Origin of the sequence: Amycolatopsis sp. NPDC058340 (assembly GCF_042723975.1) — a bacterium.
GTDB lineage: Bacteria > Actinomycetota > Actinomycetes > Mycobacteriales > Pseudonocardiaceae > Amycolatopsis.
Genome location: NZ_JBHXIB010000005.1, coordinates 93,558 through 110,250, shown reverse-complemented (window position 1 = coordinate 110,250; position 16,693 = coordinate 93,558). Strand labels below are relative to the sequence as shown.

The window sequence follows — 16,693 nt, the reverse complement described above, 5'->3', positions numbered from 1 at the left end:
CCCAGCTGAGTAAGCTTGCTCACGCAGGATCTTTCGACAAAGTGGTCAAGAAACGGCTGGGACTGCCATGCCAGAAGACCGCCAGCTGATCCCGTGCCCGAGTAGCTGCCACAAACAGTAGCGAGCGGTCCCGTTGAATCTGCCGCTGAAACCGAGCCGGGTCCGCGGTGCGCATCCTGTCGACGCTCGTGCGGGGGAGCAAACCCTCGGCGGCACCTGCGATGACAATCCGCTGAAACTCAAGTCCCTTGAATCTATGCATTGTGCCGATGGAGACACCTTCAGTTCCCTTAGGTCCATCCGAAGTCAGCTCAACCGATGAAATACCCGCGTCTGCCAACATTATCGAGAGCCGAGCGACGAGATCTCGGGTTGGAACGCACACCGCGAGATCTTCCATTCGGCTGACAACAGACCACTCGCCCAGCCGAGCGACAACAGCATCGAGTTCGGCCGCTTCGGTCGCGAATCCCTGGAATGACGGCACCGGACCGTCCAGCACCGAGCGGTACCCGTCAAGCCCGTCAATGCCGCCGTCGAGGTCGTCGTAGCTCTGCCCCTTCATGATCGCCATCGCCGAGCTGAGAATCTGCCTGCTGGTCCGGTAGTTCAGAGTCAGCTTCGACGACCGGCCCCGAATATTGACACCAAGGCTGCCCAGGCTGACGACATTGTCGTAGATTCGCTGATGGGTGTCCCCGGCACAAAAGATGTCGTTCCGGTCCTCCGGGACCATGGATCGCAGCATCTTCCAATGTGCGCCATGGAGGTCCTGCGCTTCGTCGACCACCACGTGGCGGTAGCGGAAGTCGCCGGACGCACCGGCACGGAGACGAGCGGCTCGTTCGGCCTCCAGCCGCGCCGCGTACGCCGCGGTGGCGTTGTGCGTGGTCCAGTTTCGGTCATCCAGCCGTTTGCCGAACTGTTCAGCGAGCTGCCAGACGTCCTTGCGGTCGGCCCTGGTGAGCCTGCGCCCCCGACCCGCTCGCCTCACCTGCGCGTATTCAGAGAAGGAGTTGAGGGCTTGTCCCAGGATCACTTGCGACCATTCCTCGGCGAGAAAGTCGGCGTCCCATCCCGTCGTTCCCGTTTCGGCCACCAGGGCCCGCCATTCGGCGAGTGCTTGCTGGTCAGTGATCACGTTCCGTCGGGCGAATGTATCGGTGGCGTCGACGACCCGCCTAGCGAGCTTGCTGATGTTGACCACATCGACACGTTGGGCGACTTCGGGCCCACCCAGATCCATTAGTTTCCGCCGCAGATCTTCTGCCAGGTTCCGCGTGAACGTGGTGAAGAGGATAGGCCTGTCATCACCCGGCGGAAGCTGGGCGGCGAGGTGACACACCCGATGCAACGCGACAACGGTCTTTCCGGTCCCGGGGCCACCGGAGACCCTGGCGGGCCCGCTGTAGTCGCGGGTGACCAGTTTGCGCTGCGTGGGATGCAAGAAGATCTTCCAATGCGGGAAGTCTCCTTGCAGTGCGGTTTCCAACGCCTTGTCGTCGGTCGTCACCTGCGTGGCGGGTCGATCGAGCGCACTGGCGAAATCGTCGGGATCGACCGCGTCCTCGACCGCCTGCGGCGCGACGATGTTCTTTCTGACATCATCGATCGACATTCCGTCGTACAAGGCGAGCAGGATCTCACCGGTCAGACTCGGAGCGTATTCCGCCAGCCCGAGCAGTTCTTCCTCGCTGGTCAGCTTGACGACGATCGGCACGAGCGCTTCCGCGACGCCGAGTTCGATCAATTGGGCCGGCGTACACGAACTGAACAATGGATGGTCCACCGTCGGCCGCGGGACTTTCGACCGCTGGATTCCGATACTGCTCTCGACGGCGACTATGTCCACGAACTCGATGCCACCGGTGACCGGGTTGACACTGTAGGCGAACTCATTCGCGAGCCGCTCGAGCATCTCAAGGTTTTCATAGGATTCGCCACGGTGCGCCACCGTCAGCAGCAGCCACTCACTGTCTCTGATGTGACTGATGATCGCCCGGTAGTCTTTGGTGACCCTCGCCGAGAACAATGGCGACCCGGACAACCTCTTGAACCGCAGACCATGAGTGGCCGGGTCGCGTCGAAATTTCTTCAGAAAGTCATAAATCGCCCCTTTGGTGGAGCGATCCATCTTTTCGATCTCTTTGTCAGCCTTGTCGAGCATCCTCAACGTGACCGCGGCCGCCGCCTGACCGCTCATAGCTCTTCTCCCTTTTCCAAAGCTCGACCATCCACATCAGACTCTCCGAGCAAGCTGATCAAGCCGTCCAACGGCCACTCTCGGACCAGCTTGGCCTTCCACCCGGCCGAAGCGTAGGCGGTGTCGCGCCGACGAGCTTCCTCCGGGCCGATGACGTCGATGAACACCGCGACCTTTCTGTCCGGCCACGCCATTTCCGCGACCCACCCGGCCGACCCCAGCTCGTACCCCACCTCCGGCCTGGGGACCGCATGAGCGGCGAGGGTTCGTGCCAGGTCATGGAGCTCGACATCGTCAGGAGCGAGTTCGGCCATGACACCGGGCCACCTCATGTCGACGGTGGAATCGAAATCGACGTCACGTGCGGAATCCTCGGCGCGTAGTACGGCGTAGGCGCCTGTCCCATCACTGATCGCCAGATCTTCGGAGCAGGCCAGCGTCAGATCACTGGCCGCGAGCTGAATTCCGTCTCCTGGCCCCACGTTGAGGAATTGCAGGAGGTCCCCCCACCGTAGCCAGCTCGCCCATCGTGGCCGGTGGTCCGCGGCACCGACTGAACGCGGGTCGTCGGCCAGCACGGTGAATCCGCTGAACACCGCGGCAGGGCCTCTTCGGTCGACCGCGAAAACAATACGTCCGCCATCCACATCGGAATGCCGCACGATCGTGATGTCACCAGCAGCGGACGCGGGCATCGACACGCCTTCGAGCGCGGCTTCGATCCGTTCGTCTGCTCCGGCCGAATCGGTCGTGATGATCTCTCGTGCCGACGGATCGTGAGCGAGCAGGCCGGCCAGGGCCGCTTCGGCGAGCTGCCGCCAGCCTTGCGGGTCGGGCTCGGACAAGAACGCCAGCAAGGAGCGCACCGGATTGGTCCAGATGAAATCGTCCAAGTCGGCGCCGCGCCCACCCGACCGCTGGTAGTGGCTCCTGGCGGTCTGCTGCGCTGTCGCGAGGTAGGGCTGCCATTCCCGTTGCTCCCCACTGCTCCACCGCACGACGTCGTCCCAGGTCAGCTGGAAGACGAACATGCCGTCAGCGCGCAGCCGCATCCGTTTCGCGGCATCGGTCGCGATCCGGTTGTGTTTGACACTCGCGTGCCAGCTGAGCCCGTCGAGATACACGGCGACTTTCAGCGGAGCGCCGTCGAGTCGGGTGAACATCACGTCTGGAATCTGGTCGCGCAGGTTCTTGTGCAGCTCGACCTGCCAGTGGATCACCTGCGCCGTCACGGGAGCGTCGATTCGGAGGTCGAGTATCTCCTTGTTCGCGACGGACACCCTGCTCGCGATGGTGCCAGGGCTTGCCGGGTCCGCGCACCAGGTCGTCAGAGCGTTGAGGAACTGATCTTCGAGTTCGCTTTCCACCTGATCCACCAGCGGGATCTCGGCGACGGTCTCGATCTCGTCTGTGGAGAACTTGCCTTCTCCGAGAAGTTCGCCGATCAGGTTGAACGCCAGCTTGGCGTCGACGAACGGATGATCCTCATCGGGAACCCGGCTCAGCAGGCACCGATGGCAGGCGCGCTTCCCATCGGCCCGGCAAGGACACGATTTGATAATCGCGCGGGCCGAGCGGAGCACAGCGGCGAAATCTTCGGCTTTCGACAGGCGGTGAAGATACCCGGTGCCCCCTGGCAGGCTGTCGTACAGCACAAGGAAACGACGGCGTTCGCCGGTCTCCTGATCCGGCATCGATGCCGGAACGATCCGCAAATGGTCCGGCTCGCCACGGTAGTGTGCGGCGACTCCCGCGAGCAGCGCCGCGGTGAAGGACGCCCGCCGCTCGTCCACCAAGGTCGTGACGGCGGGAAGAAGGATCCGGATCGCTTCGGTGGTCAGATCGTGGACGAGTACGACGCGTTCGTCCGAACCGGAGTCCGGGTCACGTTTGCGACGGCACCACGGACGATGCGGATTGTTCGCGATCGAGGTTCCGCTGCTCTCCCCTGTGTGTGTTTGCGGCGTCCCGCCGGGATCGTCGGCGGTCGCGAAACCGCAGATGGTGCACACGCCGAAGCCGGTGATCCTGACCTGCTCCCCCGCAACCGTCCCTGAGGGCAGCACGTCGAACCGCTTCCGGCCGAGATTGAACCGCCGGATGCTCGCCTTTCCCGCGTAGTCGACGCCAAAGGCCATGCCCCGACGCCGCCAGGAACCTGGGGCGATGTCCTGCGGCGCGATGTCGACCGTCGTGGCGACCTCGTAGTACATGCGGTCGCGGTCGTCGGAATCGTCGCTGACCCGTGCGTTGTCGCGCCGGTCACGAGCGCTGACTCGGCGCGGCGCAAGCACCTTATGCAGGCAGCCCGCGTCCGCGATGGCGGGACTCTTGCAGCGCTCACACGCCGACGTGTCTTCGAGAGCGTTGAAGGTCCGGGCGTACCCGCAGTTCGGGCACAACCTCCAGTGCCGCCAGTGCTCGCGGCCTGGCGAGCCCAGATCGAGACCGGTGATGTGATGTTTGTAGCCGTTGACATAGAACGTGTTCCCTGGCGCCAGCTCGGTCAAGGCCAGTTGGGCCGGACGCGTGTACTCCCGAAGCTCGGAGTCGTGCCTAACCCCGCCGCTCGCGTCGGTCTCCTGCCAGTACAGCGTGCCTTCCAGCTCGACCGGATCGTCGACAAGAGCGTAGTTGGGCAACATGCCCGACTCGACCAGGAACTCCTGAGCGCCCTTGCGGCGTTGCAGCTCGGTGATCCGCCTGGTGATCGCCCGGCGTTCCCGCTCGAGTTCCCGCGCGAGCTGGGCGTGTTCGGAGTCACCCGCGGTCAGCCCGCCGCGAGCGCGCTGGATGGCGACCAGTTTGGCTTGGAGATCGTCGATTTTGGCCTGGAACACCGTCGCGATTTCGGCGGCCCGCACCTGGACCCCGCTCACGGCGAACTCCCGTACCGCCTCGTGCGCCTGACGGGCGGTTTCGTCGTCAGGTTCGGACGGAAACAGGGCGAGGAACGGCTCGACCAGCTCGTGGGCGTTGGCCAGCGCGGACGCGGCGAAGTCACTCAGCCAGCCGGACTCGCCGAACAACAGCGACGCCTGGCCGGGTAGTGGCAGCACATCCGGCAGCCGTCCTCTCGCCGCGAGATCCACGAGGTGGGCGATGTATTGCCGCTTGAGGATTTCGACCGCGGACAGGTAGCACCCCGGCGGGGCGATGCGGCCCGCGATCATCTCCAGCGGCTCGGCGAGGTAGTAGAGCTCGCGCGGCCGGCGACCGACGAACGAAAGCAGCAAGGCGTTGCCGGTCGCGCGGCCAGCCCGGCCTGCCCGTTGCACGTAGTTCGCGGGGCTGCTGGGCACCGACGCAAGGAGCACCGCCGACAGATCGCCGATGTCGATACCGAGTTCCAGGGTGGGCGTCGCGGAAAGCACGTTGGGATCCGTGTTCTTGACCCTGTCCCGGAATCCCTTCTCGACGCGCTCGCGCTGCTCGCGGTTGAGCACGCCGGTGTGTTCGGCGGCCACCACTTGATAAGGCTCCGCGCTGCGGTACAGCTGGCGGTAGTAGTCGAACTGGAAGTCCCGGCCCGCCCCGGGTTTGGCCTCCGCGGTCAAGACGCCCGTGCACCGGAAACGCGGGCAGGATTTGCCCAGCCAGACGTGTTCGTGGCCGGGGAACAGCGGCTGATGCCTGCCGCAGGCGTCACAGGCCACACTCGCTTGGTCGAGTTCGCCGTCACCCAGCAGTTGGATCCGTACGTGGCCGGGCCGGAATCCATAGATGATGCTGTTGTCCCGCGCCGAATGCCGGGCGAGAGCTCCGATATCTGCGAGTGCTGGGAGCAGCTGCGTGAGATACCGGCCAGCCTGGGGCTTGGGAATTCTCAGGCACCGTGACGCCCAGTCCGCGAACCAGCCACTCGGCGAACTCACGTCGTCGAACAGGCTCCTGCTCTTGCGATCGCCAAGGAGGAAGATCGGTGCGGAGACCCCGTTGGGGAAGGCGGGCATCCCTGTCGGGCGGCCACCCCAGATCTGCCACCTGCGCATCCCCGTCTGGTCGATATACGGGTCGAGCCAGTGATGTTTGATCGCGCCGGAGGTGCGCATCCGCTGGGCCACGCCGTGCACGAACGTCAGATAGTCGTCGAGCGGCGGCAGTGTCCCGTCGATCGTCAGATCGCCACCGAGCCGCTGATGCACGTCACGGGCGAGAGCCGCCACCTCGTCCGGATTCGCGATATCGACGTGGACCGCTGCCGTACGGGTGAGCTCGATCGTCCGGCCCTGCCGGGAACGCACGCCGAACTCGCAGATCGCGGCGAACGCGAGCCGCTCGGCCACCAGATCCCACGTCGCCTGGGTCGCGGCGCCACCGGCCAGCAAATCGGATACGCCAGGCAAATCGCGCACGTCGGGCGGGACCACCGCGGCCAGTGTGTACGAATCGTCGTCGAAGTCGTCCGCGGCGGCCTCGATGACGTCGGCGATAAGGTCGTTGAGGGCGATGGCTCGGCCCTCGACCAGCCTGCTGGTGAGCAGTACCCGCAGCGAGAACGTATAGGCGCGATCCGCGACGAAACCAGCGCGATGCGCCGCGTCCTGCACGGAGTCGGAGAAGATCAATGTCTTCCGCTCGCCGCGCTCCAAGCCGTTCGATGTGAACAGATCCGTAACCGCGACCGAGACCAGCGAAGCGAGTCCGGAACCAAGGAACCGGATGCCGTTGTCAAGTCCACAGCCAGGGCATCGGTCTTGTGCGGCGGCGTCGTCGGCGGCCTTGTCGTTGCGCAGGTCCGCCAGCACGAAAACACCATCCAGTGCTTTCGCTTCGACGTCGGCTTGTTTGAGCGGGCGAACTCGGGCGCCGTCAGCTTCCAGCAGCAACACGGGGACGTCCGCCCCGGCCGCGCGTCGCTCGGCCTCCGCGAAGGAGGCGTGGATCAGCGCGCGACGACGACGCTTGTCGTCAGTGAAAGCGGCACGGTAAACGCGGTCCGCTTCGGTGATCAGTTCGGCCGGGTCGCTCTCGGGTGAAAGCGCCATCCAGCCGGACCGTCCGCAATGACGGCAGTACACGGCAGGCAGATAGCCACTCGGACGGCTGACTCGCTCCGTACGCGCGTCATCGCCGGGAACCACGTCGATCACCGTGTGGCCGCCGTTGTCGTGCTGGTTCGCCTCGCCGAACCAGTGAAATCCGGGTTCGGCGGTGATCCGCCGCAGCAGTCTGCTGACCGAACGGACCCACAAGTGCGCATCGACGTGCAGCAGTGGCCGGTCCGGCGCTTGCGGGTCGCGCGCGTGCGACAAAAGACCGATGAACCGCGAGAGCGCGATCGCAGCCGCCTTCGGATGGGTACGAGTCTCGGTTCCCCAGGCATAGGCGCCGTTTTTCGGAAGCCCGGCCAGTACAGTGTCCACAGTGGCCGGTCCCCCGGACAGCACCTGCAGGACAGCGTAAGTGAGAATGTGTTGTTTGAGCTTGCCACCCAGGTCAGCCGGATCGGTGATCGCCTCACCGAGGACGATCTTCGCGATTTCGGCGAGCGCCTCCGGGTCGCGCGCAGGGTCGGGCGCGCCGGCTAGCTCGCGCGGGCTCGACACGGGAAGCGTGACGTCGATGTCGTCGATGAACTCGTCGACCGTGAGCCTGTCTTCGCCCACGATGCTCGAATCGGTGAATGATGTGCCGAACACCCGGCCCGCGACTTCGAGCAACTCCGTCCGGGTCTCAGTATCGGTGCCGTCGCCGCCGACGGTGGCCGACGTCGCCACCGGGCAGATGTCGCCGAGCGGGGCGTCCGGCCTGCTGGTGCCGGTTGCGGAAGCGAGCCTCCGTAACAGCATCGCCACGTCGGTGCCCTGGGCGCCGTCGTAGGTATGGAACTCGTCGAGTACGACGTAGTTGATGTCGGCGTCGTCCCACAGCCGGAGATCATCCATCCGCTGCAACAGCAGGTCGAGCATCTTGTAGTTCGTGATGAGGATATCCGGCCGGACACGGCGGATCTCGGTACGGGAGTTGAGCACTCGCGCGAACTTCGTTTCCGGTGTGTCGCCGATGTAGAGGCCCGCGGTCACGCCGGCGAGCGCCGGGTCCTGCAACCGCTTGTCGATACGGCCCGCCTGGTCGCCCGCGAGGGCGTTCATCGGGTAGAGCAGGATCGCTTTGATGCCGTTGCCCGCACCGTTCCGTCGCGCACGGGCGCAGTGATCGAGGATCGGCACCAGGAACGATTCCGTCTTGCCTGACCCGGTTCCGGTGGTGACCAGCGTCGGCTCGGCCGGTCCGTGCAATGTGGACAGTCGCTCGAAGGCACGTGCCTGGTGCTGGTGGGGACGAAATCCGGCGGGCGCCCAGTCGAGATGCTTTCGCCAGTCGAGGTCGGTCGGCCGGAATGGGGTACGGATGCGCAAGTACGGCCCGCGGAATATGCCCTCGGCAGGATCGTTGAAGAACTGCTCCAGCGCGTCGCGGGTCGCGTCGTCATCCAGCGCGAAGGTGGTGGTCAAGTACTGGGTGATGTTGCGCCGAAGCTCGTCGGCGGCCAGCGTCGGTTTCATGCGGGCCCCCTGGCTTCCGCGAGCCTCTTGCTGAACACCGCGTGCGCTGCTCGCATCTCCGCGGGCCGATCGGCCTTGTAGAACGGCGCCGTGTAGCCCGCCGGCGGCGGCGCGCCTTCCTCCAGGTGAGCAACCAGTTGTTGGTAATGCTCCTTGGTCTGTCCATACCCGAAGGCATGTGACTTCGCCGCGATCCGGCGGCCGGTGGCGTCGAAGTACATCTGATCCTCGCGTTCGGACAGGATCGGGTAGCGGGATTGGTAGATGGCCACCAGCTCGTCGGCCTCGATCCCCAGCCACACCGCCACCAGCGCGTCGAGCTCGACCAAGGCTGCTCGCCGCGCGTAGTCCGTGCGCAACGGGCTATCCCAGGTCCACTCGTCTTCGACGTCGGACAGTGGTGCCAGCCGCGGCCACTCCATCGCCCAGCTCTCGGCGCTTTGCCAGCCCGGGTCATACAGTTCAGTCCACAGTGGACGGTAGGCATGCGTTAGGCAGTTCAACCGCAACGTCCTCAGCAATAGCGCCGACTCAAGCGGATGACCTGCTTCTGGCGCTGGCATCTTTCTAGCATCGTACGGCGTGAGATCTTGTCTGCCCGTTGCTCGAATCAAGTAGTCAAGGGGGAGACACGCCCAGAAACCTGCGGTTCTCACGGTCACCCGATTCGACGCCATCGCAAGACTGTGCACAGTAATAACGTGTGCGGGACCTGGAGGAATGAGCGACGCGAAGAGGCTGCGTTCCGATCCCTTCGGGTCGATCATGCGCCGCCAGGCAAGTCGAAAGAAGTCGGTGTATTTCCGCTTGGCCACCTCGACCAGATAATCGTCGACTGCCTCACTCGTCGGCTCACCACCGCTATGTGCTGCAACCTCAGTGTAAGCCGCGTGTACCGCTTCGGGCGAGTTGCGGAGGTCGTCGAGCCGCCGGTGGTCCACCCATCGATCTTGAGCACCCTCGTACCGTTGCCGATCACACGCACGTGCGTAAGCGGTGCGCGGCACCGCATCCTCAGGGATGGCCGTCAGGTCCCAAGCCGTCCAGTCATTGTTGCTCCGCAGGTCCTCATCCGGCTGCTTGGCCAACGGTGTAGAGATACCGAAGTGCGGCCCCTGTAGCACTGCCTCGTCCCAAGACTGAGGCGTCGCGATCTCCCACTTGATGTAGCCCAGCTTCTTTCCGTTGGCTTCATCGTAACCACGAGAAATCTCAGGTCTATAGTCCCCGACTCGACGCGAAGTTCGAGACAACGCCGAGATCGCACTTTGTTCAGCGGTGGTAATCGGGTACAACAGGGGTGTTTCCGGTACCGGTGCCACCGAATCCGCGCCGGCCAGTGCCCGCCAATCCGCCAGCTTCACCTCGTCGACCTCGACGATCCGTGCCGAATGCGGGCGTGTGTCCCACGCACCCAAGTGCTTCTGCCCTGGCAGGTCTCCGACACCGTCGTGAATCAAGGAGTCACGCAACACGCTGACATCGTGAAGCTGGCTGAGGTGCTTGAAACCGATCCCCTGCCGAGCTCCGTATACGTGGATACCGAACTCCTGCCGGTCGCTGAGGTCAGAAAACGCCCATTTCGAGACGTTGACAAAGTGACCGTGCACCCGCAGATGCCGGTATGCCTCCGCCCGCAGGGGCCCTTCCTTCACCCCACCGAAATGGGTGTCGGGGTGGATCATGCCGATCGTCCCCGATCGGCCGACATGCGCCCACGTCCGACACATGAAGGCCCGGTACAGATCCGGCTGAGTACCTGCGACGAGCGGATACATGACGGGTGAACCGAGGGTGTCGACCATGCCGACATTCCTCGTCAACTCGGAGAGCACGAAGTCAGCAGCCGTTTGATTGGCCAGCAGCTCAGACTTACGCTCGGCCCGCACCTCGGGCGCGGGTCGCTCGGCGAGCTTGAACCATGGGTCGAACTCCGCGAGGACCGCGTCTTCCTCCCACCTCGGCCGCACCCAGGGCGGGTTACCCAACTGCAGATCGAAGCCGCCCGCCTCGCTCGCGAAGACATGCGCGAAGTCCAGTTCCCAGTGGAAGAAACCATGCTCCTCGGCGACGCTCTCGACGGTCGTGAACCACGGATACCGCTGGATGATCCGGTGCGGCTCCTCCATGTTCATCAGGTTGCGCAGTGCGTCTTCTCGCGCGTCCAGCTCGGACAGCAGTCGCTTCGGCTCACTGAAAAGCGTGCCTTCTTCGAACGTGAGATCAGCGGAACCGAGCAATGACTCGGCGAAATCCAGCCAGTCATCCATTGTGGACAGAGGGATCGCTTCCCTGCGGCGCGCGGGTGCACCCGCTGACCATCCCTTACCTCCCCGCCGCCGAGGAGCCGGCTGCACCTCGACCTCATCGGGTTCGTCGAAGATCGATGTCTGTTCGGCCACGCCGAGGCCGGGAAGGGCGAACTGCCGCATTGGGCCGGTCGCCGCACCCATGCCGGGGGTGGCATCGGAATCCGGTTTAGCCCGCAGCTCCGCAGAGCGAGCGGCGACCATCTTGGCCGTCTCGTACTCGGGAGCGCCGCCATCGAGCAGAGCCGTACGTTGCACCGGCCAGAACCACAGGGCACACCACGTGTCCATGAGTTTCTTGAGTCGCCAGTACGGCGAGCCGGGAGCCTGCAGGTCGTCAAGCACCTTGTCCCGGTGCACGGCTTCCTGAGGATGTGGCAGGTCGTTTTCGTCGACACCCCACACGGGAATATGCCGGGAGATCTCCCGCTGCGAGATCCGCAGGCGAACGATCACCTGCTCCCACAGGAGTTCAACCCGGCCGGCGAGACCCTGAAGCCGCTTGACTTGCGCCGGCGTCGGCTTGTGCCGCATCGACGTCCGCCACGCGCGGAGCCGCGTCGTGTCGTCTCGCGCGAATTCCAGCGCGTTGACCTTCGCTGCGACCGCTCCCCAGCCCGCGGCGGGTAGCAAGAACTGGTGCACGGCACCATCGGGCAATTCGCCGTCGCGGAACGGCAGTTCCGTCGGCTGCTCCGGCTCCTTCGCCTTCGCCCAGTTCCCGGCCTTGACCTGACCGGGAGTGTAGTACCGCCTGCTCGCTCCGATCAGCGAGTTGCCCCACCGCAGATGCAGACCGAACCAGGGGGCCTGCAACCCCGAATGCATGACGTTGAGCCAGAGCGACACCTCGGCCAGCTCGACCGCAATGGGGTTGAGGTCGACGCCATAGCTGTTGTGGAGGGCGATGTAGGCCTTGACCTCACGCAGCCGGTCTTCGTACTCGTGCGGTGGGACCTGTTCCTTGCGTTCTTCCGCGCGACGGCGCAGATACTCCGCCGCGACCTGATTGATCGCTTCGTTCAGGAACGCGCCGGATCCCAGTGCCGGCTCGCAAATCGTCCAGTCCAGGATATCCCGCGCCCGGACTTCGCCCGCTTCGGCGATCCGGTGTTCCAGCGCGAGCTGAACGGTGATCTTGGTCAGCGATTCCGGGGTGTAGTAAGAGGCGCTGGTCTGCCTGTCCCGCCCGGCCAGCCGGTAGACGAACGCGCCCGCCGGATAGCGGACACGCAGCGGGATCCCGGTCTCCTCGTTGACGCGGTGCACGAACACATTGTCCGAGAACTGGTCGGCCTTGTCCGCGGGAACCATCCAGCTGCCGTCAGCCGGATCGCCGCCCTTGGCGACTTCGTACAACTCCTGTTCCGCGATGAAACCGGTATACGACATCAGGCCCTCGTACACCGCGCCGAGCTGGTTGATACCGAGCTGCGCGTAGGAGATGAACCCGCCGCGCTCGCCCTTACGCCCCTTGCTCAGCATGAGCAGCCGCAAGACCTCGTGCAGGCATTTGTTGCGCAGTCGGGTGTCGACCACCACCCGGCGATCGTCGGCGTCGTCGTACTCGGCCGAACCGATCAGCTTCGTGCGTTCCGGCGCGAACAGGTCGGAGTTGAGCTGCTCGAACCGGATTCCCTCGTCGTCCGATCGCTTGTCGTCGTCGCCGAGTGCCGGCGCTCGCTCAGCCATCGGGCGGGCCCGATAGCCCTTGTTCACCAGACGGAACAAGAGATCCAGCGATTCGTGCAAATGGAATCCGGCGCCCGCGGCCTCGTCCGTCAACGGGTGTGTGACGAGTTCGCCCAGCCTGCCCATGCCGTAACCCTCGGCGTACTCCGGATAGTCCGATGGCAGGACACCCAGCTCCGGCCGGGCCTCGGCATACAACAGGAACAGGATCCGGTAGAGGTACCTCAGCGATTGCCGGGCGAGGGTTTTCGCCAGTGCCCTCGGCTCGTCGATCTCGGCCGGGTCCACGTCTTGCTCGCGTAGCCGCGCCAACACCTCGCTCGCGATCAGTTCGACCGAGCGCTGCAGCCCCACGCGAAGCTCGGCGGACACCGCCACGGCGTGCTTGTTCGAAAGCTCGACAAGGGAGGCCAGCGGGCTGCCCTCTGCATCGGCCGACGGACGCAGCGACTCCGCCGAGAACAACGCGGCGATCGTATCGAGTTCGCCACCGGCGGACGTGTCGTTGCGGCCGAACGCGACGTCGAGATTCACCGCGAGGTAACGACCTTCACCCCACGCGTACCTATCGGCCAGCACCACGACGGCACCGGCGAGAAGGACGACATAGCGTGGGGCGTCGGTCGTTCCGAACAGGAACAACGTGAGATCACTGCCCGACGTGATCTGTTTCCCTGCCGGCAACTCCACCGGGTCACGCAGGATTCCGGCGTCGGCCGGGTCGAGAGCGGCGTCCAAGTCGGTCGTCCAGCCGCATTCCACGACCACCACGTCGTGTTCGGCGGACAAGACCGACACCGAGTGTTCGACACCGCTGTGCTCGACTGTGATCGTCCCGCGCCGCGCCTCGGCCGCCTCGGCAAAACCGAGCGCGGCCAGCAGGTCGACGTGGAGCTGGTCGAGTCGCCGTCGGCGGACGGTCGCGGTGGCCTCGTCCTCGGCGAGTACGGCGCGCGCCGCGAAGTAGGGCTCACGAGCCCCGCGCAAACTCGTCCGCGGGCTTTTCACACCCGACTTCTCCGAAGCCGTCCACGCGGCGAGCCTGGTGCGTTTAAGCTCTTTGGGGAACACTTCGGCGAGGTAGTGCGCCGACAGGTACTCGCCCGCGTTCAGCAGGGAATCGAAGGTCATGGCCGCCCCTCCAGCACTGCGAGCAGCCGGACGAACGGTGCCCCGGACGTCCGCATCGCACGGACCAGCTCTTCTTGCTCGTCCACCGTCCCGGTGACCTTCTCCCGCCGCCTGGCGGAACTGTCGTCGAACAGGCTCAGCTGCTTCCAGCTCTCAAGCCTGGCCAGATGCACCTCCAGTGGCTTCTCGATCTCGCGCGAATAGCTTTCTCGCCGGACTTCCAGCTCCTCGCGGGCGGCTGAGACGGCCGCTGGAACCAGCGCCTGCAAATGCGAGAGGTCACCACTGTCCAGCGGGTTCGGCATCGTCGGCCCGACCCCGGCCGTCGCTAGCGCGTCGAACATCGAGCGCACCACGGGAGAGCTGGGGAGCCCGCTCACCGCCATCCACTCCACTACGGTCGGCTTGCCCAGTGCGTTGGAATAGATCCCCTGCACCAGGAACGTCGGCTGGTCCACATTCGCCCGGAGGACCGGGGCCTCCAGCCTGCCGACCCGCACCAGGACCTTGTCCACCAGCCACTCGACGAACGGGTGCAGATCGCTGGCGAAGCCGACTGTCGGCCATGCACTGTCGCGAGCGTGCGCCTTGTCGAGATGCTCTTGCGCGGTCCGCTGATCGAAGGTGATCCGCAGCCGCTCGTGCATCCTCTGCGACTTCAGCACCGCCGGTGGCAATACCTTCAGTCGTCGCAGGAGATCGTCAGGAGGCGTGAGCGCGAAGATCTCGTAGCGGTCGCCCTCACGCCTGATCTCCAGGTCGTTACGTGAGCCATACAGGTCACGGACGGCATCCGTCACGAAGCTTTCGGTGCTTTCGAACAGCGTCGGAAGCACGACCTGTTTCGGCGGTGCCGCCACGACCGTCGCGCCCGCTGGGGCGAGCAGGTCCGCGAGCAGATCGTCCGAGGTCGGTTCCGCCAGGCGTTCCTCGACCGGCTTGCCCAGCAGCAGGTCCTTGGTCAGCCGGTCCTCTTCGAGCCGTGCGTCGTAGAGCCCGGTGACGGTCTCCGCGGTGCCCAAGCTCGCGTGAGCCGCAGCCTCGCGTGCGAGAAGCTTCTCCGCGACCGTCGTGTCGTCCTTCGCGCCCGGTACCGCCGAGGTCAAGACCAGTGCCGTGAACTGGGGCTCCCGGAGCTGGCCGAACCGGTCGATACGACCGTTGCGCTGTTCGATCCGGATCAGACTCCAGGGCAGGTCGTAGTGGATCAAGTGGTGGCATTGCCTGTGCAAGTTGACACCTTCGGAAGCCACGTCCCCGGTCAACAGCAGCCGGACCGAGCTTGACGCGAGCCCGAACTCCTCGATGATCTCCTGCTCTTTCTGATCCGAAACACCGCCGTGCATCACGCGCACCACGTCAGCCGCAGCTTTGGCGCTGAACCCGAGCTTCGCGGGCACCACCTTCGCCAGCCACTTCAAAGTCGGGACGCGCTCCGAGAACACCACGACACGGGTCTCTTTTCCAGGACCGACACCGATCTCCACGAGCTTGTCCACCAGCCCGGTCAGCTTGGCCGACTCGTCATCGGTGATGGCGTCAGCGAGATCCCGCAGGCGCTCCAAGGCGGCTCTCTCGATCTCCGCCGCCGAACCCGCGGCCAGGTTCGCGTCGCCACTCGTCAGCGTCTTGATCCTGGTCGCGGCGGTCTCGACGAGCGCGCGGTGCGACGACAGAAAGGACTTCAGCAGGTTGAACGGGAACAACCTGCCATCCTTGCCACTCGCGGGCGAGGCCTCCGGATCGAGCCAATGCCGGGCAAGTTCGGCGAACACCTTCTCCTCAGGCTCAGACGCCTTACACCGCAAGGGCTGCGACGGGCCACGGTCGGCCCAGCTGCCTTGGATGTGGTCTCGGACCTCGGGGCTGATCTTGGTCCGGCGAATATAGAGATGGGAAATCTGCTCACGTTTGTACTTGTCCCGGTCCGCGATGGCGGCGGGGTCCAGGAGATCGATCAGGTCGGCGAACGAGCGCCGGTCACCGTTGTGGGGGGTAGCGCTGGCGAGGAGCAAAGCGTCAGTGCGGGGTGCGAGTTCCTTCGCGAGCTGCGCCCGCAGGTTCCGCCCGCCCATGAGGTTGTGCGACTCGTCGATGACCACCGCGTCCCAGTGGATGTTCTGCAGGTGATGCCGGTAGTGGCCGATGTGTTTGAGCGTGTCGATCGAGATGATCACGCGCTTGTAGTAGGTAAAGGGGTTCCGGCCTGCCGGGATCTCCCGCTGGATCCGCTGGATCCCGAGTGAATCGAGCCGGATCAGCGGCACGGAAAAACGTGTCCACAGCTCACGCTGGAACTGCTCCAACACCTGCTGCGGAGTGACGACGAGTATTCGTTCTCCGCGACCGCGCCGGATCAGTTCCGCCAAGGTCAGCCCGATCTCCAGTGTCTTCCCGAGCCCGACCACGTCGGCGATGAGCACACGCGGACGCAGCCCCGACAAGGCGAGCTCGGCGGGCCGCTGCTGGTAGGGATTGCGCTTGAGAACGAACTTGTCCGTCATGGCGAGACCGCGCTCGGACTGCGGCAACGGCGTCTTCCGCAGCACGGCTTCCAGGAACAACCTGCTGGTCCTGAAATTCTCGCTGGTGTCCTCGACGACGACGGTTTCTTCCGGTCGAAGAACCTGAATGCCGGTCTCGACCTTGGTGAAGAAGACGCCTTCCTGATCGCGGACTATCCCGCTCATACCGACGGCCACGATCTTGTCGCCGTCGTGCGTGGTAGGGGTCACCGCTCGGACGAGCCAGACTTCCTCCCGGATCAACAGCTGCGCACCTGGCGCGATCCCGTCCTTGTGCCGGCCAGTCGCCACCTGAAACCCCTCGCTCCCCTGACACACCGTCAC

At 64.9% G+C, this 16,693-nt stretch carries 4 protein-coding genes; all 4 read right to left on the bottom strand.

Translation table 11 applies throughout. From position 1 onward, the window contains the following. Positions 1-19 precede the first annotated feature (19 nt). The 4 genes from ACFWIW_RS08690 to ACFWIW_RS08675 are packed head-to-tail and all read right to left on the bottom strand — an operon-like array spanning position 20 to position 16,660. Positions 20-2,203, bottom strand: coding sequence for a UvrD-helicase domain-containing protein (locus ACFWIW_RS08690; protein ID WP_378367864.1), 2,184 nt, complete (start codon positions 2,201-2,203; stop codon positions 20-22). Then, positions 2,200-8,712, bottom strand: coding sequence for a DEAD/DEAH box helicase (locus ACFWIW_RS08685; protein ID WP_378368047.1), 6,513 nt, complete (start codon positions 8,710-8,712; stop codon positions 2,200-2,202). Before ACFWIW_RS08685 ends, ACFWIW_RS08690 begins: the two co-directional genes overlap by 4 nt. After that, positions 8,709-13,844, bottom strand: a complete 5,136-nt coding sequence (locus ACFWIW_RS08680; RefSeq protein ID WP_378367863.1) for a class I SAM-dependent DNA methyltransferase — start codon at positions 13,842-13,844, stop codon at positions 8,709-8,711. The genes ACFWIW_RS08685 and ACFWIW_RS08680 overlap by 4 nt, the downstream gene beginning before the upstream one ends. After that, positions 13,841-16,660: an SNF2-related protein gene (locus ACFWIW_RS08675; protein ID WP_378367862.1), complete on the bottom strand. Its 2,820-nt coding sequence runs from the start codon at positions 16,658-16,660 to the stop codon at positions 13,841-13,843. The genes ACFWIW_RS08680 and ACFWIW_RS08675 overlap by 4 nt, the downstream gene beginning before the upstream one ends. Positions 16,661-16,693 lie beyond the last annotated feature (33 nt).

What these genes read in the sequence shown, in the direction of transcription:
- ACFWIW_RS08690 (WP_378367864.1), bottom strand. Translation starts at nt 2,203, where the DNA reads ATGAGCGGTCAGGCGGCGGCCGCGGTCACGTTGAGGATGCTCGACAAG.
- ACFWIW_RS08685 (WP_378368047.1), bottom strand. Translation starts at nt 8,712, where the DNA reads ATGAAACCGACGCTGGCCGCCGACGAGCTTCGGCGCAACATCACCCAG.
- ACFWIW_RS08680 (WP_378367863.1), bottom strand. Translation starts at nt 13,844, where the DNA reads ATGACCTTCGATTCCCTGCTGAACGCGGGCGAGTACCTGTCGGCGCAC.